15 protein-coding genes and 1 riboswitch are annotated in these 25,501 nt (G+C 40.0%); of the genes, 4 read left to right on the plus strand and 11 right to left on the minus strand.

Going from position 1 to position 25,501, the window contains the following annotated elements; all coding sequences use genetic code 11:
• Positions 1–11: 11 nt before the first annotated feature.
• A complete protein-coding gene (locus AC06G9_RS06220; RefSeq protein WP_293929248.1) occupies positions 12–1,412 on the minus strand; it encodes an MFS transporter in 1,401 nt (466 codons plus the stop codon).
• A complete protein-coding gene (locus tag AC06G9_RS06225) occupies positions 1,413–2,522 on the minus strand; it encodes a glycoside hydrolase family 26 protein (protein ID WP_346568953.1) in 1,110 nt (369 codons plus the stop codon).
• A gap of 267 nt (positions 2,523–2,789) precedes the next feature.
• Between AC06G9_RS06225 and AC06G9_RS06230 the strand changes: the two genes are divergently transcribed.
• Positions 2,790–3,671, plus strand: coding sequence for a helix-turn-helix domain-containing protein (locus AC06G9_RS06230; protein ID WP_045754442.1), 882 nt, complete (start codon positions 2,790–2,792; stop codon positions 3,669–3,671).
• 37 nt (positions 3,672–3,708) lie between these two features.
• Here AC06G9_RS06230 and AC06G9_RS06235 read toward each other — a convergent pair whose 3' ends face one another.
• From AC06G9_RS06235 to thiM, 9 genes are all read right to left on the minus strand, one after another.
• Positions 3,709–4,779: a cell shape determination protein CcmA gene (locus tag AC06G9_RS06235; RefSeq protein WP_480957725.1), complete on the minus strand. Its 1,071-nt coding sequence runs from the start codon at positions 4,777–4,779 to the stop codon at positions 3,709–3,711.
• 12 nt (positions 4,780–4,791) lie between these two features.
• Entirely contained in the window at positions 4,792–6,378 is a 1,587-nt protein-coding gene (locus AC06G9_RS06240) for a RagB/SusD family nutrient uptake outer membrane protein (protein ID WP_248754363.1), read from the minus strand.
• An 11-nt stretch (positions 6,379–6,389) separates the two neighbouring features.
• On the minus strand, positions 6,390–9,575 hold the full coding sequence (locus tag AC06G9_RS06245; RefSeq protein WP_094771561.1) for a SusC/RagA family TonB-linked outer membrane protein: 3,186 nt from the start codon (positions 9,573–9,575) through the stop codon (positions 6,390–6,392).
• Positions 9,576–9,744: 169 nt separating this feature from the next.
• Positions 9,745–10,800 (minus strand): SGNH/GDSL hydrolase family protein, encoded by a 1,056-nt coding sequence (locus tag AC06G9_RS06250; RefSeq protein WP_346568954.1) that lies wholly within the window; start codon positions 10,798–10,800, stop codon positions 9,745–9,747.
• 127 nt (positions 10,801–10,927) lie between these two features.
• Positions 10,928–11,365 (minus strand): GNAT family N-acetyltransferase, encoded by a 438-nt coding sequence (locus AC06G9_RS06255; RefSeq protein WP_248754361.1) that lies wholly within the window; start codon positions 11,363–11,365, stop codon positions 10,928–10,930.
• Between the two features lie 1,035 nt (positions 11,366–12,400).
• The gene (gene tenA / locus AC06G9_RS06260) at positions 12,401–13,051 is read right to left on the minus strand and encodes a thiaminase II (protein ID WP_480957726.1); all 651 of its coding nucleotides are present in this window, start codon (positions 13,049–13,051) and stop codon (positions 12,401–12,403) included.
• The gene (thiD, locus tag AC06G9_RS06265) at positions 13,038–13,871 is read right to left on the minus strand and encodes a bifunctional hydroxymethylpyrimidine kinase/phosphomethylpyrimidine kinase (protein ID WP_045752397.1); all 834 of its coding nucleotides are present in this window, start codon (positions 13,869–13,871) and stop codon (positions 13,038–13,040) included. Before thiD ends, tenA begins: the two co-directional genes overlap by 14 nt.
• Complete coding sequence (thiE, locus tag AC06G9_RS06270) at positions 13,868–14,506, minus strand: thiamine phosphate synthase (RefSeq protein ID WP_045752396.1); 639 nt, start codon at positions 14,504–14,506, stop codon at positions 13,868–13,870. The genes thiD and thiE overlap by 4 nt, the downstream gene beginning before the upstream one ends.
• Positions 14,503–15,300, minus strand: coding sequence for a hydroxyethylthiazole kinase (thiM, locus tag AC06G9_RS06275; RefSeq protein WP_480957727.1), 798 nt, complete (start codon positions 15,298–15,300; stop codon positions 14,503–14,505). The genes thiE and thiM overlap by 4 nt, the downstream gene beginning before the upstream one ends.
• Before the next feature lie 60 nt (positions 15,301–15,360).
• Positions 15,361–15,453, minus strand: a riboswitch (TPP riboswitch).
• Positions 15,454–15,599: 146 nt separating this feature from the next.
• Here thiM and AC06G9_RS06280 point away from each other — a divergent pair.
• From AC06G9_RS06280 to AC06G9_RS06290, 3 genes are all read left to right on the plus strand, one after another.
• Positions 15,600–19,511, plus strand: coding sequence for a hybrid sensor histidine kinase/response regulator transcription factor (locus AC06G9_RS06280; protein ID WP_480957728.1), 3,912 nt, complete (start codon positions 15,600–15,602; stop codon positions 19,509–19,511).
• 159 nt (positions 19,512–19,670) lie between these two features.
• Positions 19,671–22,247, plus strand: coding sequence for a hypothetical protein (locus AC06G9_RS06285; RefSeq protein ID WP_480957729.1), 2,577 nt, complete (start codon positions 19,671–19,673; stop codon positions 22,245–22,247).
• A 137-nt stretch (positions 22,248–22,384) separates the two neighbouring features.
• Complete coding sequence (locus tag AC06G9_RS06290) at positions 22,385–25,366, plus strand: SusC/RagA family TonB-linked outer membrane protein (protein WP_480957730.1); 2,982 nt, start codon at positions 22,385–22,387, stop codon at positions 25,364–25,366.
• Positions 25,367–25,501: the final 135 nt, after the last annotated feature.

Genomic DNA, 25,501 nt, shown 5'->3' on the forward strand with positions numbered 1-25,501 from the left:
TATAAATTGTATTAATGGTGATTTCTGCGCTTCTCCAATTCTTCGGATATCGCATACATTTTCGCATCAGTAAGGCTATAGAAATAAATAAAAATAACGGAGATCAATGCCCCTATGGCAGGAATAATACTCATCATTAAGCGAATTCCATTTTTTGCACTATCGGTTTGTATTGCATTGGCTTCGAAGCCATAGATGGCCAATATCCAGCCTGTCAATGCTCCACCCATCGTCCAGCCTAACTTTTGAGACATCGAGGAGGAGGAGAAGATCAATCCTGTTGCTCTACGTCCAGTTTTCCATTCCGAATAATCGGCAATATCGCCATACATGGACCATAATAAAGGAAAAATTGCTCCTGCACAGGTGGAAATTAAGCATTGTAAAATAAAAATATAAGCCACCTGTGTCTCGTCTAAACTATAAAAAAATAAACTCAGGATCCCGGCAAGGATCATCGCCGAGGCAAATGTTTTTTTCTTTCCTAATCGATCTGCAACGGGCTTGACAAGTAATACCCCAATAATATTAGCCCCTTGACCTAATACCAGGTAGAGTGTGGAATAGTTTAAATGGAGATTTAGAAATGGAATATGTATGGCATTTTGATTGGTAAAGTAGTATTTAAAATAGAAAATAGCAGAACCATCACGTAGGGAATTGAAAATCAATGTCGCAATCCCTGCAGCAAGCAATATAAACCAAGGCTTGTTGGTAGCTAAATCACGCAGGTCATCCCTCAGCGAATTGTCGGTACTTTTAACAGGAAGGATTCGTTCTCTTGTCCATGCAAATGTAAAATAGAATAAAACAGAAGCGATACAAGCAAAAATAATCATGGTATACTGCCATCCTCTTTGAGCATCAAATAGACCATTTTCCACTTTTCCAAAATAATCAACCAACGGTTCTGCTAATCCTAAAACTAAGATGCTTCCAGCAAATGCAAATACAAATCGATAAGAAGATAAGGCCGTCCTTTCTTTGATATCAGCGGTCATGACACCCATTAATGAGGCATAAGGCACATTGATAAGCGAATAGATCATCATCATCAAGGTATAGGTACAATAAGCATAAATAATCTTACCCGATTGACTCAGTTCGGGGGCTGAAAAGGTCAAGATGCCAATCAGACCAAAAGGGAGCGCAATCCATAAAATAAAAGGTCTAAATTTTCCCCACTTGGTGTGTGTACGGTCGGATATGATCCCTACAAGAGGATCAAATGCGGTATCCCAAATCCGTGTGATCAAAAACATGGTCCCTACTACAGCGGCGGAAATACCAAATACGTCAGTATAATAATAGAGCAGGTACACGGAGAATATTTTCCAAAACATAGAAGATGCAAAATCTCCAAAGCCATAGCCCACTTTCTCCTTAAAGGATAGTTTTTCTGTTTTCATCATTTATTTATAGAGATTTAGCGCTTTAGTTTTCTTTCCAAAATAGACGTTAGGTAAGGCGTAGAAGTTTTTGAAATCTGAGGAGGAGGGATGTCCCTTATATGGAGCATAATAATGCATTTGATTTTCTTCTTTTTTCAAACCATGATTTCTCCAGATCAAAACATAACAGATATCAAAATCTTGAACAGATGCATATAAAGTCTGCGTCCACCAAGTAGGATCGGGAATGGTTTCAAATCCTGTTTCCGCGAGTGCCATCGGTTTTTGATTTTTCTGGGCATATTGCTGCAATACGGCTAAATTATTCCGTAGCAAGGCCGTGAAATCTTTTTTTGATTGTTCAAGTTCTGCCTTAGAAGGGGATGGCTTGGCGAATTGATACGTATCGAAACTCATCATATCAGCATAATCATTGCCGGGGTATCTATGGATAAATTCCTCTTCAGATTGAAAATTATTGGTATTATAGACGTAGATCAGGTGGTGAATATTCTTTTTATTTTTCAGATAATCCACGGTAAACTTCCATAACTTGATATAATCATCTGGAGAACAGTGTGGATTTCCCCACCAAAACCAGCCACCATTATGTTCATGAAAAGGTCGAAATAGAATGGGGGCATATACGCCTTCTTTCGTTTTAAGTTCCTTCAGAAAATCTGCGGCACGATCTAACCATTGGACATATAACTGATGGTTTTTACCACCAGGAATAATGCTGGCGACTGCCGTTGTGGTATCCCATGAGTTTCCTAAGCTTTGTGGATTGTCCATATGCCAACTGATGGTGTTAATAGACCCAGCTTCAAAACGATCCACGATAAATGCTTTCATTTTAGCAAATGATACCTGATCGATATTATGCGAACGTTGGTGCTCAATGCCACCAATATCCCATCCAAAGACAGCCGGATAGTCGCCAACGACGTCCTTGACATCCGATCGATTCGGTACATCTTTCCAAGTGACACCGTAGGCTAATGCATCTTGGTGTCCAAATAGTAAAGCTTTTTTATCTTGTAATTTGAATAGGTTTTGATACAGGTTTTTGGTTTCTATTGTTGCTTCTTGGTCGATCAATACTTGCGCCCTTAACGGAAGTAAATACATGGATAAGAGTGAGCACATGAATAAATTGAATATTGGAAATCGCACTATAAATAGATTTATTGGTAAAATAATCAGGTTGCTAATTGTTGATTCAATATTACAAAGTAATTAGAAAATAGGCTAATACTATTTTAACAATATTGATTGATAATCTGACATTATCATTTGTTTAAATGATATGAAACCTATTTTTATTTAAAATTTATTTAATATTTATTTATCACATCTGATAAAAAATACTAGATTAGTATACCAATTGTAAACATCATGGATCATACCAATATCATTAAGGAAATAACACCACTAACGCAGTCAGATTGTTTTACGATGTTCAGTCGCATCAAGAAGGAGTTTGATTTTCCGCTGCATTATCATGATGAATATGAATTAAACCTGATTATAAATGGACAAGGAGCGAGGCGTATTATCGGCAATCATATCGAAACGATCGATGAGCTGGAATTGGTATTGGTAGGACCCAATCTTCCCCATGCCTGGTTTACCCACCAATGTCAATCTGAGGAAATTCAGGAGATCACGGTACAGTGGCATAAGGATTTATTTGATGAAAAATTTCTAAAGCGCAATCAACTTAATTTCATTAAAAAAATGTTCGAATTATCATCCAAAGGCTTGAGTTTTTCCAAAGAAGCCATTGAGATGATAGCCCCTCGGATAAAAGATCTGGATAAAAAATCAGGATTTGATTCTGTGATTTCCCTGATGCTCATCTTACGGGATCTTTCTTCTTCACGCGGGGTGCAAACCTTATCGGGAGATAATTTTATTCAGGTAGACAATTTCTCGTATAATAGCAGACGGCTTGATAAGGCATTTGAATATATGAATGCCCATTATGGTAAGCCAATATCGTTGAAAGAAATTGCCAAATTGGTCAATATGACAGAGGTTTCATTTTCCCGATTTATAAAAAAGCGAACGGGTAACACGTTTATAGATTCGTTAACAGAAATTCGATTGGGGCATGCGACCCGATTATTAATTGAAACCACACATGCGGTAGCAGAGGTGTCATTCACCTGTGGCTTTAATAACATCTCCAATTTCAATCGTATTTTTAAAAAGAAAAAGGGATGCACGCCGACCGAATTTAGGGAGAATTTTTCGGGATCGCGGATATTTGTGTAATGTAAAAGGCGATCCGAAGATCGCCTTTTACAGGGTACTATTTAATAAAGATGAGATCATCTAAATAGATATTTTGATTAGCATCATCAGGACCCGGAAGCCAAAATCCCAATTGAACGATATTTCTACCGTTGACAAACTGATCTATATCTGCGGTTTTCAATTTAAAGTAATTCCATTTATTGGCCTTGACAATAAGTTCAGTATTCCGATCCGAATTGCCATAGGCAACATTTCGAGTATTCGAGGTAATATATAAAGTCTGATCCGATGTACCACCTTTTAACCAGAATGAAATATAGGTATATTCGACAGGAACGTTAATTCCTCCTGACCAATTGGCAAATCCATTAGCGGACCAATTTCCTTTATTATAAGTCATCTTGAAAGAATGTGTTCCTGATTTAGCCGCTTCACTTGATACTTCTGCCGGTCCCCATGAACCATTGACAAAACCTTGTTCCATATCTTCATAAAATAACACTAAAGCTTTATCTAAATTGACAAAATCATCTTTGCTGGTGATACTACCTGCTTCATTCGTTAAGATTAATTTGGATTGTGTAAATTCAACTACAGGTATTTTCAAGGTGATGGAAGTAGCCGTTTTCGAAACAATTTGAATCACAGCTTGCTCATCCTTGACAAATTTAGCTTCGGAGATATCCGCAAAATTCTTACCCGTTAGTGTAAGCTCACCATTTCCTTTAAAGTTATAATTGGATACTTCGAGTATGTTTGGAAGACCCAGTACTTTAAAAGGAACGGTAAATTTGACGTCTTTGTAATTGATAAAGACAATATTTTGGTCTGCAGGTATTGCATCATCTGGAATACGGAAGATCACGGCATGGTCTGTATTGAAATTGGGATTTAAGGTGGCTTCAATACTATCTTTTTCAAAATAGATCATTTTAATTCCACCCAATCCTGTCCCTTTTAGTGTCAATACTTCTCCTGCGGCACCTTGGCCCGGTGATATTTCTTGTGGATTGGGATTGGTGGAAGGCTCACTTAAGTTGCTTTCTTCTTTTTTACAGCCTATAAAAACTCCGACTGCACATAACATCCCGATGGATATAAATAATGGTTTTAATATATTTTTCATTTTTATAGGGGATTAATTCGTGTAATAAGGAACTGCTGGTTTTAATAATTCAGGATCAGAGACAGTTTCCGATTGCGGAATAGGTAAAAACAACTGCGCTTCATTATTGATCGTCGTTTTGAATGTGCTGATTCCAGTACCGGTATAAGAACCACGTTCCTGTTTGGACACAAATTGCTTCGCAAAATCAAAACCTCTTCTTTGCACATCAAACCAAAAATCGCCTTCATAAGCAAATTCGGCACGTCTTTCTTTAAAGATTAGGTCTGCAGTTAAAGATGTAGCTGGGATGTTGTTGAAATTTCCCGCTCGATTGTGAACCTTATTGAAAGCATTTAATGCGGTTGCATCTGAAGTGCTCGCTTGGGTTCCTAATGTCGCCTCGGCATAAATAAGTAGAACATCGGCATAACGTAAAATATAGGTACAGATATCAGAAGATCCATTATCAGATAATTTTTCACCATTGGAACCCGGACCTACGACATATTTAAGCGAATTTGCTCGAGAACCATTTCTAAAAGTAGTCGTTGTTTCATAGTTTGTGCCGGTGGTATCGTAGGTAAAACCATTTGGAAAATTGACATTTTTCCAATCTGCGCGGAAAAAACCATGTTCCATATTTGACCATTTACGACGTCTATCTTGTGCGGCATAAGATTCTAACATATCGATAGTTGGATAGACTGATGAGTACCCAGTTCCTTTGTCGGGTTTCATTAAGGTACTCGGTGCTGCATAAGCATTGACAGCATTGGCATAGCCATAACCACCATCTGCTATCCACTGCAATGCGAATAAAGACTCTTGATTATTATTTGCTTTAGAACTGGTGAACATTTCCTCATAATTTGGATATAAATCATATTTTCCGGAACTAATGACGAGTTGCGCCTTTTCTTTGGCCTTTTCATAATTCTTTTGATATAAATGTACTTTAGCCATCATTCCTGATGCAGAAAGGGACGAAACTCGACCTTTTTGATAGGGAGTGGTCGGAAGATTTTGTTCTGCAAAAGCTAAGTCTTCTAAGATAAAGCGTAATACATCCGATTGGATATAACGAGGCACATTGTAATTACCTGATCCTGCTAAGGCAACTGGATCATTGACAATAGGAATATCCTTGTATATTCTGGTCAAGTAAAAGTAGGCAACTGCGCGAATAAAACGCGATTCGGCAATAGCGATATTCAAATAGTCTTTATCTCCAGAAGTGGATTTTTTCTGTTCGAAAGTCGAAGCCAAAACAGTAGCTGTACCCGCAACTTTATAGAGCGAGCGCCATGCAGAAGCAACCAGTCCATCGGTACTCAAGACGGTGAAATTATTAAAACTACCCCCATCATAATTGGGTCCAGTTTCGGTTAACATATTTCCAGCTAGTGTTTCCCCGATAGCATGGAACGATTTGTCGGTGTAATCGTACCAAACCGAATTATAAAGATAACCAGTAGCCGCATATACCTCTTCTGCAGTATTGTAATAGGTATCTAAGGTTGGATTATTTTCCGAAGGTTTATTTAGAAATTCTTTTTTACAAGCTGTAAGCATAAAGCCAAGCCCGAGCATTATATATATAAATTGATATCTTTTCATGATGATGGAAATTAGAATTGAATATTAGCTCCGATCGTAAATGTTCTTGGATTTGGATAGTGACCATTATCCACATTTTGAGACAAGACTGATTTATTGAACGAACCGATCTCGGGATCATATCCGGAGTATTTGGTAAACGTATATAAGTTTTGTGCGGATAAATAAATTCTTGCACTAGAGGCTTTAACCGATTTCATCCAACGTTCCGGAAGGTTATAGCCAATGGCAATATTTTGAATCCTCAAATAAGAGCCATCTTCAATATAGCGGTCAGAATTTTTGGTATTGTTACTATGCCATTGGTTGACAAAACGCGGAATAGATGCGTTGGGATTGGATTCTGTATAGCGGTTTAAAACATCAGCAGATTGATTTAAAAAAGGATTTGAAAGTGATTCGGTATATTTCTTTGTCCAGTTAAAAATTTTTGAACCCTGCACTCCTTGTAGGAAAATAGATACGTCAAAGTTTTTGTAGGTAAAATTATTAGTGATCCCGTAATTGAAGGTCGGGTTAGGATCTCCAATAGTGGTCACGTCTTCAGATCCTATTTTTCCATCACCATTTAAATCCTTATACCGTACATCTCCTAAATATAAACCTGTTGGACCTACAGCCAATCCCCAATCCGTGCCATTATTGAGTTCGTCCATGGAACGGAATAATCCGTCCGTGACATAACCATAGAAGGTACCGACTGCATGTCCTGCTCGCGTAATGTTAACGACAGAAGTAGAACCCGTGAAATCTTGCTCTACGCCACGCAATAACGCATTTTCCGAGTTTAGGCTAACCAATTTATTTTTATAGTGTGAAAATACAACGCTTGTTTTCCAAGTGAAATTGTCCCGTTGTATATTGTAACTGGTGATTCCGATATCAATACCTTTATTGGACATTTTACCCGCATTTGTAACCGGAGGTTCAATTTCTTTATAGGCATTGTAGGGTGGGTTTGGGTCTAATCCTGCAAATACTGGTAGTGTTGTGGAAAGAATCATATCCGTGGTCACTTTATTATAAACATCCACGGTTATTTCTAATTTTTTCTTCAATAGGGTTAAGTCAAAACCTGCATTTGTCGTTTTCACAGACTCCCATCCTAAATTTGGATTTCCGACATTGGCGGGAATACCTCCTTTGCCAAATGGAGAAATAGGGAAGAGGCGAATATTGGTAGAGTATGCATTTTGAACCGGAGAATTCTGATTTCCTACTGTACCATAACCAACACGAAATTTGAGATAATCGATCGCATTCCAGTTTTTAGCAAACTTTTCCGAAGTCACTGTCCATGCACCGGAGATCGCTGTAAAAGTTCCATGTTTCCTATTTTCTCCAAAGCTCGAAGCCCCATCACGACGTAGGGATCCGGAGATCGCATATTTATTGTCGAATGTATAGCTCGCGCGACCGAAATAAGATTCCATAGCCCATGAACTGGTGGTGGAGTTTGTTCCGGAAGGTACAACAGTTCCTGCATTAATAGATTTGATATTTTGATCCAGGTCGATGGCACTGATGTAATGTCCATTATAGTGTGATTCCTGAGCTTCATGTCCTAATACGGCCGACACCCAGTGTTTAGCACCAAATCCTTTGTTGAAATTTAAGAAATTTCTCAAAGCCCAAAAATGACTTGTGTTTCGATCTTCTCGCAATTTACTGGGAGAAAGAATACTTTGACCAGTATTCTGATTATCTATTTTGGGCTGGAATGCGGTATTTTCTGCTAATTGGAAATCATAGTTTACTTCATTTCTTAGCGTCAGATAATCGGTAAATTTCAGTTCCGCATAAATATTACCAAAAGCTTTATTTTGGATCGCATTTACTTCACGCAAAAGTGCAGTAGCAATTGGATTGCCATTGGCATTGCCAAAGGTATTGTTACCTAAAGAACTTGTCGTGATATAGTTGCCATTTGCATCTTTAATAGGAGTTGCAGGACTATTGTATAAAACGATTGCGGTGGGCGTTTCTACTCCGTCGGTAAGTGTAATCCCTTGATTAGAACGGGATAAATTTGCGGTAATACCTGCTTTTAACCAAGGTTTCACTTCTTGGTCCAACGCAAACCTACTGGCTAACCGATTAAAATCTGAACCAATAATGGTACCCTTTTGATCAAATGAATTGAGCGAAAAATAGTAAGACGTTTTGTTGTGCCCTCCAGAGAATGCTAATTGATGATTGCTCGTATGGCCAGTTTGGAATAATGCATCTTGCCAATCGGTACCCTTACCCAATATTGTGGGATCTTTGAGTTCACCGATCTCGTTGAGTGCAGTTCCAGAAGCTTTGAATACTTCGGGGATTAATGAATTATAATAGGTTGCGTACTGTGGCAAGTTCATGATGTTGAGTTTTTTTGCCACCTGCTGGATACCATAATAGCCATCATAGGTAAATTTACCTTCACCGGCTTTTCCTTTCTTAGTTGTGACTAGGATTACGCCATTGGCACCCAATGATCCGTAAATAGCTTGTGCCGAGGCATCTTTTAAGATGTCAATCGATAAAATGTCATTTGGATTTAATGTGGCGAGGACAGACTGCTCGGTCTGACCACCTTTTCCTCCAAGTTGGTCTTGTGAGACCGAGTTTGTACTGGTTAGGATCGGAACTCCGTCGATCACATAAAGAGGTTCTGTTCCATTGACTGAGGTAATACCACGTACTTTAACGGAAACGCCCCCTCCGGGCTGACCGCCATTGTTGGTCACCGTTACACCTGCGACTTTACCCTGCAGTGCTTGATCTATTCCAGCTACGGGTTGGTCCTTAAAATCTTTTTCAGAGATAGAAGAAATGGAAGAAGTAACATTTGCTTTACGGACAGAACCGTATCCGATCACGACCAATTCATCCAAAGTATTGCTAAAAGGCTCTAAAGAGATGTTAATCGTGTTTTTATCTGCAATAGTAACTTCTTGAGCTTTGGAACCGACAAAGGAAAACACTAAACTCTTAGCGTTTGATGGGATCGTGATGGTATATTTTCCTTGACTATCTGTCGCGGCAACGGTATTGGTCCCCTTTACCGTAACGTTGACGCCAGGAAGTTTTTGTCCCTCTGCATTTTGGACTATACCTGTGATTACCCGATTTCCGGATTGTTGGGCATAAGCAGAATGGAGACATAATGTAAAAAAGCCCACTGTAAGTAGGGATCTTTGTAGAATGTTTAACATAGCTTTATTTCTTGGTTATAATTATCCAAATATGGAGATAATTCAAGTAGATCTTTAATACTATTATGACCAATCTTAATAATATTCGAACTATTTAAACCAGAAAATGTTTATTTAAGCTATTTTTTGTAGGTTACTGTATTGATACTATTTTGCTATTTTTTGGGTTCTATTTTTTCCAGTTATATTGTTTTAGGATAGCATGCTCCAGTTCTTGTGCGATCTGCACATGTTCCTTCGCATCAGGATGGCTGTCGCATCCAGAATTGTAAGATTTTTGAAAGAGATAATAGTTGATGTTCGTGTCATCTGCACGCTTCACAATTTCAGGTAATTGTAAGGCAAAATAGGATTTAAGTTCCGGATCTGCCATTGGGCTGCTTAAACATAAAATTTCTGCTTGAGGATATTTTTGACGTAGCTTCTTTAGAAAGTCAATATAATTCTTTATAAATAATTCAGCAGGTTGAAAACCATCATTCTGTCCAAGTGTCACACAGACTAAATCGGGTTGATAAGTGGAAAAGTTCCAATTGATGCGATTGTCGCGTAAATTTATTTTATCATAAATATCAGGCATTGTAAATTTTAGATCACAACACGAATGCATAAGACCTATTCCTGAGTATGATGTCAACTGCCATTTTGCATGGAGACTACGTGCTAAAATGGGGCCATACGCTGCATAGGCATCGTGCTGGTCAGACCATTCTCCAGTGCCGCAGGGAATGCTGAGGTTGGAGCCAGTCCCACAGGTGATGGAATTGCCATAAAATTCGATTTTTCGGGTCGTTTGGTCCAATGATTTGTAAATCTGTTCTGCTTGGATATTCTTTAATGCTAGGGACCCTATATTTGCTTCTGTTCCTTTACAGATCAATACGTGATGTCGACCTGCAGCAAGCTTTTCACCAATCCGTATTTTATTTTCCTTCGAGGCAAGCTTCAATCGTTGCACCGGTTCCTGATCGATGAGTATACTGATGTAATTATGATTTTTTCCATATAATGCTTCATCGATAAGTGTAATGTCACAATAGGATCCTTCGTAATCGAACTCAAAGTACACCCCAGGAGCATAGAAAGTGGGCAATTTAGGATCTGAAAAATCAATTCTTCCAGTATAAGTAATTGCAGGGTGGTCAGCAGAAAAAGTTTGTGTTTTTTGCTGTGCCATACAGGAGAAAAAAGATAACAATAGGATACTGATACAAATTCTATACATGGGGTTGTTTATTTTGGTGCTATAATATAGGTGTAAAGTTGTGTTTTTTGTCGCAACATGTGCATCAAATAAGAATTAAATATGTGATGCAGAAATTTTGTATACGCTAGCTCTAAAGGCTCAAGTTTTAAACCTGTTCATTTTTAATATAATAAATTTTGCTTTCTTTAGCTTGAAAGCCGATACCTTGATAAAGGTTTAAAGCGGCTTCGCGATGATCTTCTGTGTAGAGTAAAATCTCCTTAAGCTTTTTCTGATGGCCAATTTCTAATATTTTTTCAATGAGTTTTTTTCCGATACCTCTACCTCTATATTGCTCATTCACCACCACGTCCTCGATCCATCCTTTGCTACCCGAAATTACTTGATAAGTACATATACTAGCTATCCCTGCTACATGCTGATCAATTAAACAGTAAACGAATGATATGGGATTTTCATCCTTCAATATTTCAGTTAATGGCAATTGTTTTTTTTGAGGACTGAGCTGTTTAAAAAGCGCCGCTATCTCTTCGGCAATTTGATCATTGATGTCCGCTAAGCATAAAATTTTTATTTCCATCATATTTTTAGTTTGTTTTATTTAAAAATATCTGCTGCTACTGGTTCAGAAATTAAATACTGGTATTTATATGTAATATTTACAAATTTGAGAGAAAAAAAGTTATTTACCAAATACAATGTCTCGTGTAGAGATGTGATTGGCTTAATTTCCTTTAAGATCATACTTTAATAGGGATTGATGCTCTTTTTTAATAGGCTACTAATGAGAGCAAAGGGATTCGTAATCTGATCGATCAAGCGGAGCCGGTCAACTTCAGTATCTGGGTAAATCATCTTATTAGGAGATGACCGTGCGGATCCTCAATTTTGTTCTTGATTATTTTGCGAAGATTCAGGTCATACGACAATACTTAGTTGGTAAAAGTTGCTGATACAACCAATTGAGGTCAGTTAGAAAAAAATCAATAAGTCGAGATCTTAAAATTTAAAAACACCTTTTAAAGCTTAAATAAGCTATTATTCGATTAAAATCGTCCAGTCAGTGATCACTTCTTCGCTTTGTGCAGTCCCTTCTTCTGAAGAAGAAGTCCCTTCTTGAAAAGATGCAGTCCCTTTTTCTGAAGAAGGAGAACAAGTTTTCTAAAGTTAAACCTCTTGTCGCAAACAAGTGATAAGTTGTTGTCGAGGTTGGATCAGTATTTCTATAACTGCTGATGTCTTTTTAGGAAAAGCGATCCCTTGTTGCGAAGTTGTGTTCCCTTATTACAAACAAGTGATCCCTTGTTGTGAAGTTGTGTTCCCTTTTTACAAACAAGCGATCCCTTTTTGTGAACTTGTGTCCCTTTTTACAAACAAGTGATCCCTTATTGTGAAATTGTGTTCCCTTATTACAAACAAGCGATCCCTTTTTGCGAAATTGTGTTCCCTTATTACAAATAAGCGATCCCTTCTTGTCAAGAAGGGATCGCTGAAAGTCAACAAGTGATCCCACTTTTACGCTCTTTATTTAACTTTTTGCTATAATTTTAATAAATAGGTAGTGCGCTAACTATTTTTTTGTCACTGAAATGAATAATAGGATTTAACCTCTTTTTCATTACATCCAACTTTTGATATCATATGCCGCTTCCCAGAAATAATATTCCATTTTTGAAGCAGTAATAAAAGCTTCGGTCATCTTTTCTCTAATGGCTGGTGATGCTTCCGCTGCCGCCTTGTCGCACAGATCAATGGCTTGCTGGACGGCAATAGCAAAGTCTTCACCACCATAGGTATCGATCCATTTTTGGTACGGATGATTGCTGCTGTTCACCTCATTGAGGATATGATCACCGACTTTTTTATAGATCCAAAAGCAGGGGAGTACCGCGGCCATAGCGATTTCAACGGCATCTATTGCTGCCGTGCTTTTTAAAAAGTGAATATAATGATGACATACGGGCCCCATCGTTCCCTTTTCGGTTAAACCAAAATCCTGAAAGTATGCATGATGCAGGGCATTTTCGACCACAATCGCTGTCTCCGCATACTTGATATAGTGTAAAGTAGTATCTACATCATGTGCCCGAGCTGCGATCAGTGCTAATGCTCTTCCGAAGTGTTCCAGATAGAGGGAATCTTGCGCCATATAGAACTGAAATTTATGTATAGGTAGATTTCCAGCAGCTAGTTCAGTAATAAAGGGCATTTCTAAAATAGACTGATAGTTATTTTCAATTTGATTCCAAGAGATTTCAGACCAATTCATTTTTAATTAATTTATCAGGGTTAAAAAAGTGGTTAAGAGGGCCATTGCCTTTTCCGATTACGACATCTTTTCCATGTTTAATAGCTTCGTAGATATAATCTTGCGCTAATGCTACTGCGGTATGAAAATTTTCTCCACGTGCCAAGTAAGCGGCGATAGCTGAGGAAAGTGTGCAACCCGATCCATGTGTATTTTTTGTCGCAAATTTTTTCGTTTCAAAGGCTGTGTACTGGCCATTTTCTTCAAAAAATAATGAGGTTAAGGTAGCCGTTTGTTGATGTCCTCCTTTAACAAGAACATGTTTACAGCCTAGGGTCTGAATAATCTTTGCCGCCTGATGCATATCGTCCAGATTTTTTACATCAATGCCAGCCAGTAGTGCAGCTTCGTCCATATTTGGAGTGATGATGTCGGCTATTGGAAATAGCCTGTCCATGATGGTTTGGATGGTATCTGCCTCAATAAGTGTATGACCACTTGTTGCCACCATGACAGGATCAAAGACGATCGGGATCTTTGGATAATGACTTAAAGAAGTCGCGATGGTCTCCACCAGTTGGGGGGTATGGACCATGCCTATTTTAATAGCAGCAGGCATAATATCATCTAAGATCGCGGCGATCTGGTCGGATACAGCTGCTATCGGAATGGGATATATTTTTTGGACTCCTTGTGTATTTTGCACCGGCAGAGCAGTAAGGACTGACGTCGCATAGCAGCCCAGCGCTGAAAAGGTTTTAATATCGGCCTGAATGCCAGCTCCGCCACTACCGTCAAAACCAGCAATGGTGAGCACCGAAGGATAGGTGTATTGTTTCATTTTAATAGTTCATTTTTAATTGCATAAGCGGCTTGCTCTGGATGGTCAGCACCACAGATCGCGGAGACGACTGCTAACGAATCGGCACCCGCTTTAACGATTGCTGATGCATTTTCCAATCGTACATTTCCGATTGCAACTAAGGGCTTATCTGTACGAGAACGGATCATTGCTAATCCGTTCAAGCCCCATTCCGTTACGGTATCTGTTTTTGTTTTCGTATTAAATATGGGGCTGACGCCTAAATAATCTGCTACAGCGGTGTTTTCATCATCCAATTGATGGAGATATTCTATGGAATAGCCAATTGTTTTGCTTTCAAAAGCATGTACACGGCGCAGTACAGCAGGAGCGATATCCCGATTTCCGACATGGATTCCAGCAGCACTTATTTTTTCAGCTACTTCAGCATGATCGTTGATGATCAGCGGGATATGATATTTGTCGGTAATCTCTTTTAATTTCAGTGCTTTATAGATCAACTCTTTGGTCGTGATCTCTTTTTCACGGAGTTGGATCATGTCCACACCTCCACGTATTGCCTGTTCAGCTACATAAAGGAAATCACGTCCTCGGCAGTCCTTTTCCGAGATCACTAAATAAAGTGGATAAGGAAATGAGGGGTGCAGGTTCATGATTGGGTGATTTTTAAATGGGTAAGAAATTCGTGTTCGGTAATGTTATAGAGCTTGTCCAGAATATGGGTCTGCAGACTTGCTGGGCCAGCAGTTTCTTTTGCGGCTAATTCTCCTGCTATGCTCAGTAAACTCATTGCAGCAGCAACAGCTTCCGTTTTATTTTCAACCGCAGCAATAAATGCCGCGATCAGGGCCGATGCAGTACAACCTAATCCGGTCACCTTGGTCATCATCGCATTCCCATTCTTTAAGTATATACATGTGTTGTGGCTGATGATGATATCTGTTTCACCTGAAATACATATGATTGCGCCTGATTTGGCCTGTAGATTTTTTGCAGCATCGATAGCCTCGGTACTGATCACGGTACTATCTACCCCTTTTGTCACCACATCTGCTGTTTTTGCAAGAGCAATGATTTCAGAAGCATTCCCTCTGATGACGGTAGGCTTAAAAAGCAACAGTTGATTTAAAACAGTATCGCGATAGGAGGTCGCACCTGCACCTACAGGATCTAAAACCCAAGGTTTCTGGATTGAATCTGCTTTTTTAGATGCCATGAACATGGATTCGCTCCAGTACTCGTCCAGCGTACCGATGTTGATGACCAGTGCATGCGATAGCGTTACCATTGCTTCGACCTCAGGTTTGGCGTGTGCCATGATCGGTGATGCGCCCACTGCCAACAGTGCATTGGCGGTATTATTCATCACAACATAGTTCGTGATATTGTGAATAAGAGGCGAGGTATTTCTTACCTGAATGATGTGTTGCCAGAGTTTTTTTTCCATTCTTATATTTTTAACAATAAAAGCTTTAGGAAAAATCCATAACAACAGTCCGGATGAGTAGATGGACTGATTGCTTTTCCCTACGCCGGTGTTAGCCGGATCAGGTTCAAAGGGACTCTCTCAATTCTTTACAGAATACCCCTAAAGCGTATACAAAAGTATTGAAAAAAAATGAATTAATGGATAAGCGCCCAAACTCATCATCACAGGCTCTTTAGTACATTTCTTAAAAAGTGTGCCGATAAAGTTCCACATTGTATTTACACTTTTAAATAATTATGTTTGTAAATACCTTGTTTATGATGCGGACAGTTTATTTGTTTTTCTTGCTATTCCTTTCGCTTTGCGGTCCTTCTGTTTTTGGGCAATCGTTAGATTTTCAATTTTTTAGAAATATAGGGCTTGGAGCAAAAGCGAGTACAGTGCACTGCTTTGCGCAAGATAGTCTGGGTATCCTTTGGTTGGGTAGTAATAATGGATTATATAGTTACGATGGTTATTCCCTTCATGCTCCGACTGAAGCTGCATTGCCCTATCAGACCTTCATTTATAGTATTGCTGTTCTTGACGGTACTCATCTTGCTTTGGGGACAGGTAAAGGTGTTTTTTTATACAATTATCGGGAAGATCGGTACGAAGTATTTCCAACGGGTAGCCCTTCAGATGTCAGGTCGCTCCTGTTAGTTGGTGATCAACTATGGATCGGTTCCATCTCTGGTTTATATGGCTACGACACGAAAACCAAGAAACTGACCAATTACGGAAAAACTTGGTATCAAGATTTGGATGGACAAGCCATTTATGCTTTATCCACTCAATCCGATAAAATTTTAGTGGGTACTTACAAGGGGCTGTATCAACTCCATCCTGCTCGTAAAGAGGTGAAGAAATTGGTTTTACCAGATTATAAATCGGGTAGTAATCAATTTGTCAATTCTATTTTTTCTTTGACTTCGGCTAAAATAACATTTATAGGAACGGAATATGGCCTGTACAGGTATGATAACAACACTGAAAAGCTGTCTAAAGCACCGGTACTGCAAAATCATCCGATCAAATCCATGGCGACAAAAGATGGCCAAACGTTATTGATCGGAACAGATGATGGTCTCTTTGAATATCAGCCTAGTGTTCACACGCTTTTGAGAACCAAGCATGATTCCCGAAATCCGTATTCCTTAGCCAATAATATTATTTGGAGTATCTATCGGGATCGTAGCAACAATATGTGGGTTGGCACAGATTTGGGCATCTCCCTATGGTCAAACCAACAAAAGGAGAAAAATTTTCCCATTTATCAGTTTACTAATAGTAGCGATGGGAATCGATTTTACAAAGTATTCAAAGATCGTGCGGGATGGTATTGGCTTGGTGGCGATAATGGTTTGATTCGGACCAGAGGATTGGGGCAAAAAGATTTCGAAAGTTACTGGTACCGGATGGATGCTGCTCCATATAAACTTCCCCATAATCGGATTCGGGATATCTATGAGGATGTTGCGGGACATTTATGGATAGCTTCTGACGGTGGGGTCAACGTATTTGATGCCCAGACCAAACAGTTTAGAAGTTTTGATATTGTGGATTCAAATGGCATGAGAAATGCAAAATGGGCCTATAATATCTTAGAGGATAAGCAGGGGAATCTTTGGATAGCAACCTATATGGGTGGTATATTTAAGGTCAATAAAAATAAACTTCTATCCTCTTCGGGATCTTTTATTGCTAATAAAAATTATACTCAATCTGATGGATTATTGGCCGATTTTGCCAATCAGATCGTTGACAATGGACGGGGCAAAATTTTGGCTCTGTTTTATAACATGGGTATCAGTAGCATTGATCCTGTGACGGGAAAAGTGGAAGAATGGAAAGATAAAGAGGGTAAATCGTTGAACCAATCAACGTTTATGTTGAAAGATCGGGAGGGTACGGTGTGGATAGGGCAGCATGGTGAATTGAGGCGGGTAGACAAAAATGATCGTAGTGATCTTCTTGTTTTCGATCCTGTGGTCAAAGGAGAAGTCACCGCTATGGTAGAGGTCGGTGATGAGATCTGGCTTTCCACCAGTGGAGGCGTGTGGAGTGTAAATAAAAAAAGCTTAAAACCCGAGTTGCTAAAGTACAGCCATGATATAACGGCGATGTATTATGACCAACTTCAACATGAAGTCGTTCTGGGCGGAATCAATGAGCTGACGGTCTTACCTGAAAAAGTGATTGATGAATTCAAGCAAAAGACGAAAAAAATTGTCCTCACTGCGATGTATGTGAACAATGAGGCCTACGGTAATTACGGTTATGGTTTGCGCTACAGAAATGAAATCACGTTAGATCATGACCAGAATAACCTGAGACTTGAATTTTCGGATCTGGATTATGGCAATCATCTTGGGCACCGTTTAGCCTATAATTTTAAGGATAAAAATGAAAATTGGATCCCGCTGGAGCGTGGAGATAATAAAGTCCTGCTTTCCAATTTAAGATCGGGTGATTATCATCTGCAGTTGACAAAAGTGGATCTTTCTGGAAACGTAGTGTCGGATATCTATGAATACCATATTGTGATCAAGCCTATCTGGTATGCGTCTATATGGGCTAAAATCGCTTACGTACTGGCAGGTCTTGGTCTGATCATGTGGGTGATGAACTTTTTTCGTGTGCGCAATACCTTAAAATGGGAAAGACGTGAACGGCACAAAGTTTTGGAACTGACCCGAATGAAAATGGATTTTTTAACCGCGATCTCCCATGAGCTGAAAACACCACTTAGTTTAATTTTAGCTCCTGTCAGCCAATTGATGCGCAAGACAAAAAACAGTGAAAATAAGAAAAGCTTAGAGGGGGTGCATCGCAATGCGCTTAAAATAAATAACTTGATTCAAGAAGTAATGGCATTTGATAAAGCTGAAAATCAAGATTTATCAATACCTAATTTACTCAATTCGCAAATTGATCTTGTCGCGTATGTCAAACAGATCACCGAAGAATGGCAAAATAATACGGCTTATGCACATCTGGAATTTTATTTTAGTTCAGATATAGAAAGTGTTTTTATCTATACAGATGTCTCCAAGTTGGGATCCATTTTAAATAATCTGCTGTCCAATGCATGTAAATATAATCGGCAGGAAAAGGGATCGGTTGCTGTTAAGATCAACAAGGGCGAGGGAACATTAAACTTGGCTATTGTCGATACTGGGATAGGGATCGGCCAAGAAGATCTGCCTTATATCTGCAGCAAATTCTACCGTTCATCTTCCGATGAGGTCAATCGACTTGAGGGAACGGGCGTAGGCTTGTATCTGGTCAAGAATTACTGTGATCAATTGGGTTGGGAAATGGATATTGTATCCACTTATCAGGTGGGAACCGCGGTATCGATTAGGATGTTTATGGATCGGGGAGAGCTTAAGGAAGAAGGTGAAGAAAACATACCTTCAGATAAACGGAGGCTCCTAATTGTGGAGGATAATGAAGAATTGTCGTCTTTCTTAAAAGTAGCCCTCGAATCCTCCTACCGCTGTAAGGTGGCGAAAGATGGCCATGAAGCCATGCAGTTGATCAATGAGCATGAATTTTTACCAGATATCATCATTTCTGATGCGATGATGCCAATAATGGGAGGACTTGAATTAGCCAAAAAATTAAGGCAAAACACACTGACATCAACCATACCTATTATTTTATTGACCGCCAAGAATGATGATCTGATCCAACGTGAATGGGTTGCGGTGGGCATAGATGCGTATATGGCTAAACCTTTCGATCTGGAAGTCCTTAAGATGCAGTTGCTGCATTTACTGGACAAAAAAGATAGACTGGCAACCCAGCTGCGTATCCAGGAGATCAGTCAGCCGAGGGTGAACAGTGACCAGGTATCCCCAGATGAAAAGTTACTGAGTAAAGTGACAGCGATCATCGAAAAGAATATCGATGATTCGGATTTTTCGGTACAGCGACTTGCTGAAGACACGGATACTGGAGCAAAGCAATTGTATCGTAAGATTAAACAAATGACGGGCTATACTCCGGTCGAATATATTCGGACGATCCGGATCAAAAAGGCAGCTCTTTTATTGCAACAGAAAAAGTTTACCGTTGCCGAAGTAATGTATATGGTCGGTTATACTAATGCTTCTTATTTTTCCAAATGCTTTCAGGCAGAGTTTGGTGTCACACCGAAAGCTTATATGGATCGAAAAGACTAACGGATTGTTATTGAGCTTGTTGTTTTTATTGTCTAATCGATTGATATCGCAGATGTCCAATTTGTGTTGTTCTTTGTCCAATATGCGTTCGTAGATATCGTATGCGCTTTATAAGTTTGTGTTATCAATTGAAACCAAATTTATAAACTGAATTATTGTATGCGTATAAGTATTTTATTTATCGGCGCTATTTTTGCGTTTTTGACTTCTTTTTCTCAAGAAAATAATCGAGTGCCTACTATTTTTGTGGACAAGCAAGGTGTCATGCGCTGGTCGGATACCCAAAAAGAGGCGTCTTTCTACGGCACGAATTATACGGTTCCATTTGCCCATGCTTATCGTGCGCTATCTTATAAAGGAGTCAACCATAAAGAAGCGATAGATCGGGACGTTTATCATCTCGCTCGTCTAGGTTATAATGCTTATCGTATCCATATCTGGGATGTGGAGATCTCAGATGCAACCGGTAATCTTTTGGAAAATGAACATCTGGACTTGCTGGATTATCTATTTTTTAAATTACAGGAGAAAGGTATCCGGATTTTAATTACGGGGATGACCAATTTTGGAAACGGATATCCGGAAAAGAATGAAGCTACGGGGGCTTTTACTTACCTTTTTGATAAATGTCATGTTCATGCTGATCCACAGGCAATAGCGGCACAAAAAACATACATCACACAGCTCCTCCGTCACAAAAACCCTTATACAGGTTACGCCTATCAAGAAGATCCCTATGTTGTGGGATTTGAAATCAATAATGAGCCCTGCCATATCGGATCGGTACATACGACTGCAGCTTATATAAAAGAAATGGTAACCGCTATGAAGAAAGCAGGAAATAAGAAACCTATTTTCTATAATGTAAGTCATAATATCGATCATGTGCCGGCATATTTTAATGCGGATATTCAGGGCACTACTTATCAATGGTATCCCGTTGGTCTGGTTGCTGGAAAACAACGTCAAGGAAATTTCTTGCCCTACATTGATCAGTATAATATCCCTTTTTCATCCGTTAAGGGGTTTGCAAATAAAGCCAAGGCTATTTATGAATATGATCCGGCCGATAATCTATACGGTTATATGCATCCGGCGATGGTGCGTACCTTTCGTTCTGCGGGTTTTCAGTGGATCACACAATTTGCGTATGATCCCATCGATATTGCAGCCTACAATACCGAATACCAAACCCATTACCTCAATTTGGCTTATACACCGGCTAAAGCAATCAGCACCCTGATTGCAGCAGAAATTGCCTATACGATTCCTAGAAATCAACAATTTCCAGCTTATCCTCAGGATACACTCTTTGGCGATTTTACGGTCAGTTATAAGCAAGATCTGTCTATGATGAATACGCCAGAAAAATTTTACTACAGCAATGAGACCTCATCTTTTCCGAAGCAAATTGATCGACTACAACATATTGCAGGGTATCGATCTTCGCCTGTTGTCGGTTATACGGGTTCCGGTGCTTATTTTTTAGACCAATTGGAAGACGGACTTTGGAGATTGGAACTGATGCCCGATGCGGAGCAGGTGGCAGATCCATTTGGCAAACCATCTCTTTCCCGTGAGGTGACGCAAATTTTGCACACCCCACATATGATGGATATCAAATTGCCCAATCTTGGTACAGCATATACAGTTCAACATATCACAAATAAGACCGAAGACAACAAACTCCAGCAGGTGCAGCAGACAAGTTTTGTCGCAACTCCGGGCGTGTATCTGCTGAAGCGAAAAGCCTTGATCAGTAAAAATATCTGGACAGCTGATAGCCGATGGAAACTAGGAAAGATCGGTGATTTTTATGCTCCTGCAGCAACTGTAAACAGTCAAGCGGTGATGCTGCATCAACCTGCTCCAACGATAGAGAAAGGTAAAGCAGTTAGATTAGATTTTCGCTTGATCACGGCACAGCAGCCCGATTCGATCATCTTGCAGACGGATCAGGTTTCTTTCTGGAAAGCGCATAATCCTTATATTAAACTGTTGCCGAAGGACCATTATACTTACGAAGCTCAGCTACCCGAATCGATGTTGCAGGGAGACTTGCTCCGCTATACCGTTACCGTATTTATGAACGGCAAGCAGTTCACCTATCCTGATGATCAAAATGGGGCACCGCTAGATTGGGATTATCAGGTCGGTCAGTATTGGACATCTGCTCTGGTTGAATCGAGCAGTCTCATACTCCTGACCCAATCCGAAGGACTGGACGGTCCATTTGAACGCTATGCGATTCCGGAGAAAGCTTATGTAACGGCTAAAAAAGTACAAAACAACTTGACCGAAGCCGCGCAATGGCAGTATACTTTCGAAGGTAAAGATGCTGGTTCCCGTTATTTCTGGGTGAAGGATGTGAAAGATATTATTACTGCACGACCTAAAGGAATAGCACAGGCAACAACAGTCTGTATACAGCTGCAATGGAAAGATCATGCAGGACCATTGGATATCGGCTTTGTGGATGATCAGGGATATACCTATGCAAAACACGTGTTTGTGGACAATCAGGAAAAGAATGTGCTGCGCATACCTTTGACTGATCTGAAGATGATACCCACTGCTTTATTACCAGCTCCTTATCCCGACTTTTTAAACCGTTATTTCCATCCGGAGATTCCTCTTCCTTTTATAAAGGATAAAATAGAGAAATTGGTTATAGCGACAAATGGGGAAGTGCAGCAGGGGGCTTCGGTTTCAATTGGAGCGCTTTGGTTAGAGTAGGCTTTGTTGGGACAAAAAACGGAAGGGAGTAAACTTTTGTCGTCGTGATCTGGGAAGGGGTATAGACCTTCTTGATCCGTGCAGGCGTCAAAATAGAGAGATAGCATTAAATTATATACGATTATAAATCTAAAAAAATGAAGGGTTTTACATTTAAAACAAGTGTATTGGGTTTGTCTTTGCTTTCGTGTTTAAGCGGGATGACCGATCTGCATGCGAGTATGATACCGCATAGCAGATGGACAAAATCCCTGCAACAAGAAATACGGGGAATTGTGCGTAACGAAAATGGGGAGGCTTTGGTAGGGGTGACAGTGATGGTAGCGGGTACAACAGTAGGTACCTCCACATCAGCTGATGGGTCTTATCGGATCTTGTTACCTAATGGCAAGTCGCAACTTGTATTTTCCATAGTAGGTTATAGCAGTCAAACGTTGACTGTGACTGGCCAAAAGCTGGATGTGCAGATGAAGGCTAGTGGTACGGTATTGGAAGAATTGGTCGTGATCGGCTACGGTAGTTCCAATAAAAAAGATCTGACTGGCGCGGTGACAACGGTAAGCAGTAAGGATTTTAATGCAGGATTGGTCGGTTCTCCAGAACAATTGATCAATGGTAAGACTGCTGGGGTGCAAGTGATGTCCAATAGCGGTTCGCCCTCTGCGGGAAGCACGATCCGTATCCGTGGAGGAGCATCGCTAAGTGCGAGCAATGATCCTTTGATCGTACTGGATGGTGTGCCTTTGGAAACGGGTGGTATCAGCGGTAATAGTGGCAATTTTTTAAGCTTGATCAATCCCAATGATATCGAGAGCATGACGGTATTGAAAGATGCCTCTGCAACGGCTATTTATGGTTCTCGGGCATCCAATGGGGTTTTGTTGATTACCACAAAAAAAGGAAAAGGGGATACTTTACGACTTTCATTTTCGTCGATCGTATCAATGCAGCAGGCTTTGGGGGTTGCGGACATGATGTCACGTGAAGAATTTGCAGATCTGATCAATACCAAAGGTACTGCAGCACAGAAAAATTTATTGGGCAATGCCTCTACGGACTGGTTGGATGAAGTTTTCCAACAGGCAATGGGTACTGATAATAATGTGAGCTTGCAGGGTAAAATAGCCAAGACATTACCGTTTCGTGCTTCCGTTGGTTATTATGATCAACAGGGGACCTTGCGAACGGATAGGAGCGAACGGATCACAGGTGGGGTGGTGCTGACGCCAACTTTTTTTGATCAGCACTTATCTGTAAATCTGAATTTGAAAGGTGCCAGAAACAACAATCGTTTTGCGAATACGGATGCCATATGGTCTGCCATCGCTTTTAATCCGACACAACCGATCTATTCGGGAGTGGACGCCTATGGGGGTTATTACGAAAGTTTGGACAATGCGGGTCTCCCAGCTACTGGAGCTAATCTGAATCCGCTGGGGCTGATTAAACAAGAGAAACATCGCAGTACTGTCAATCGAGGTATCGGAAATCTGGATATGGATTATAAGTTTCATTTTTTACCGGCCTTAAAGGCACATGTGACCATCGGGTATGACTACGCTAAGGGTAGTGGTTCTAATCATATTCCAGCAAGTGCGGCAAATAATTTTTTGATTGGCGGTGCATATGATGCGTATGAGCAGACCCTTAAAAATAAATTATTTACAGGCTATCTGACTTATAACAAAACTTTTCCCACAATCAAAAGTACGGTAGAGTTTACGGCAGGACACGACTATCAGCATTGGAGCTCAACAAGACCTGCCATTAGTTATTTTAATGAAGCCGGAGATTTGCGTTCTACAGGGATCGCTTCGGACGAAAGACACACCTTGATTTCTTGGTATGGCCGATTGAATTATAATTACGATAGCCGCTATCTGTTGACTGCCACGATCAGAAAAGACGGTACTTCCAGATTTAGTCCAGAAAATCGTTGGGGAACATTTCCATCGCTTGCCCTGGCTTGGAGACTTTCGGAAGAATCTTTTTTAAAAGATGTATCTTTTTTGGATGATCTCAAACTTCGTGGTAGTTATGGGATCACAGGGCAGCAAGAAGGGATCGGCAATTACGAATATCTGCCCGTGTATACCCAAGGGACTCCTTATGCTCAATATCGTTTTGGCGATCAATACCATCTGGTGTACCGTCCATCGGTCTACAACAGAGATCTAAGATGGGAAACGACTAAAGCCTTTAACTATGGCTTGGATTTTTCATTATGGAAAGCACGAGTTTCTGGTTCTGTCGAATACTATACCCGCAAAACACATGATCTACTTGCCAATGTACCTGTTGCTGCAGGGACAAATTTTGATCAAAATGCGACCATCAATGTGGGTAATGTGGAAAGCAGAGGTTGGGAGTTTCAGTTAAATACAGTGCCTGTTCAGACCGATAATCTAAGATGGGAAGTAAATATCAATGCGACCAATCAACATACTCAGGTGACCAATATTGCTCTGGTACAGGACGCTTCATCCGTAGGAAGTTACATAGGGCCGGTAGTCAGTGGACGGGGGATACAGATATTAACCACAGGGTACCAACCGTATATGTTTTATGTCTATAAGCAGTTATATGATGATGCTGGAAAACCATTAGAAGGTATCTATGCTGACCTAAATGGCGATGGAGCTATAGATGAAAAGGATCTATACCGGTATGAATCACCTGCTGCGAAGTGGTTATTTGGTTTCAATACGCAATTGTCTTACAAGAAATGGACAGCGGCTACGACTTTGAGAGCTAATCTAGGTAATTATGTATTCAACAATACCAAAATGAATCTCAGTGCTTGGGAGACTGTACAGTACGTAGACCCAGCACTTAATAATCTGCATCGCGATTATTTCAATACTGGATTTCAAAGCAGACAATATTATTCAGATTATTATGTTGAAAATGCTTCGTTCTTACGGATGGAAAACTTTTCGCTGGGCTATAATTTTGGGAAGATCGGAAAGTTGTCCAATCTACGAGTGGGTGCGATCGTACAAAATGTATTTGTGATCAGTAACTATAGCGGTAATGATCCGGAGGTCCCTAGTGGCTTTGATAGTTCCTTCTATCCGCGTTCCCGCACATATTCTTTAAGCTTAAATTTAGATTTTTAACCCTTTTAAAAACCAAGTTCATGTCCGATGAAATCCTCATGAATACCTGTTTACATACAGCGATGAATAGGGCTTATGATCGCTTCATCAACGATAAAAACACTGCGGGCAGCATGCCTAAAGACACAATCAACT

The sequence above is a fragment of the Sphingobacterium sp. MAE genome, assembly GCF_056711605.1.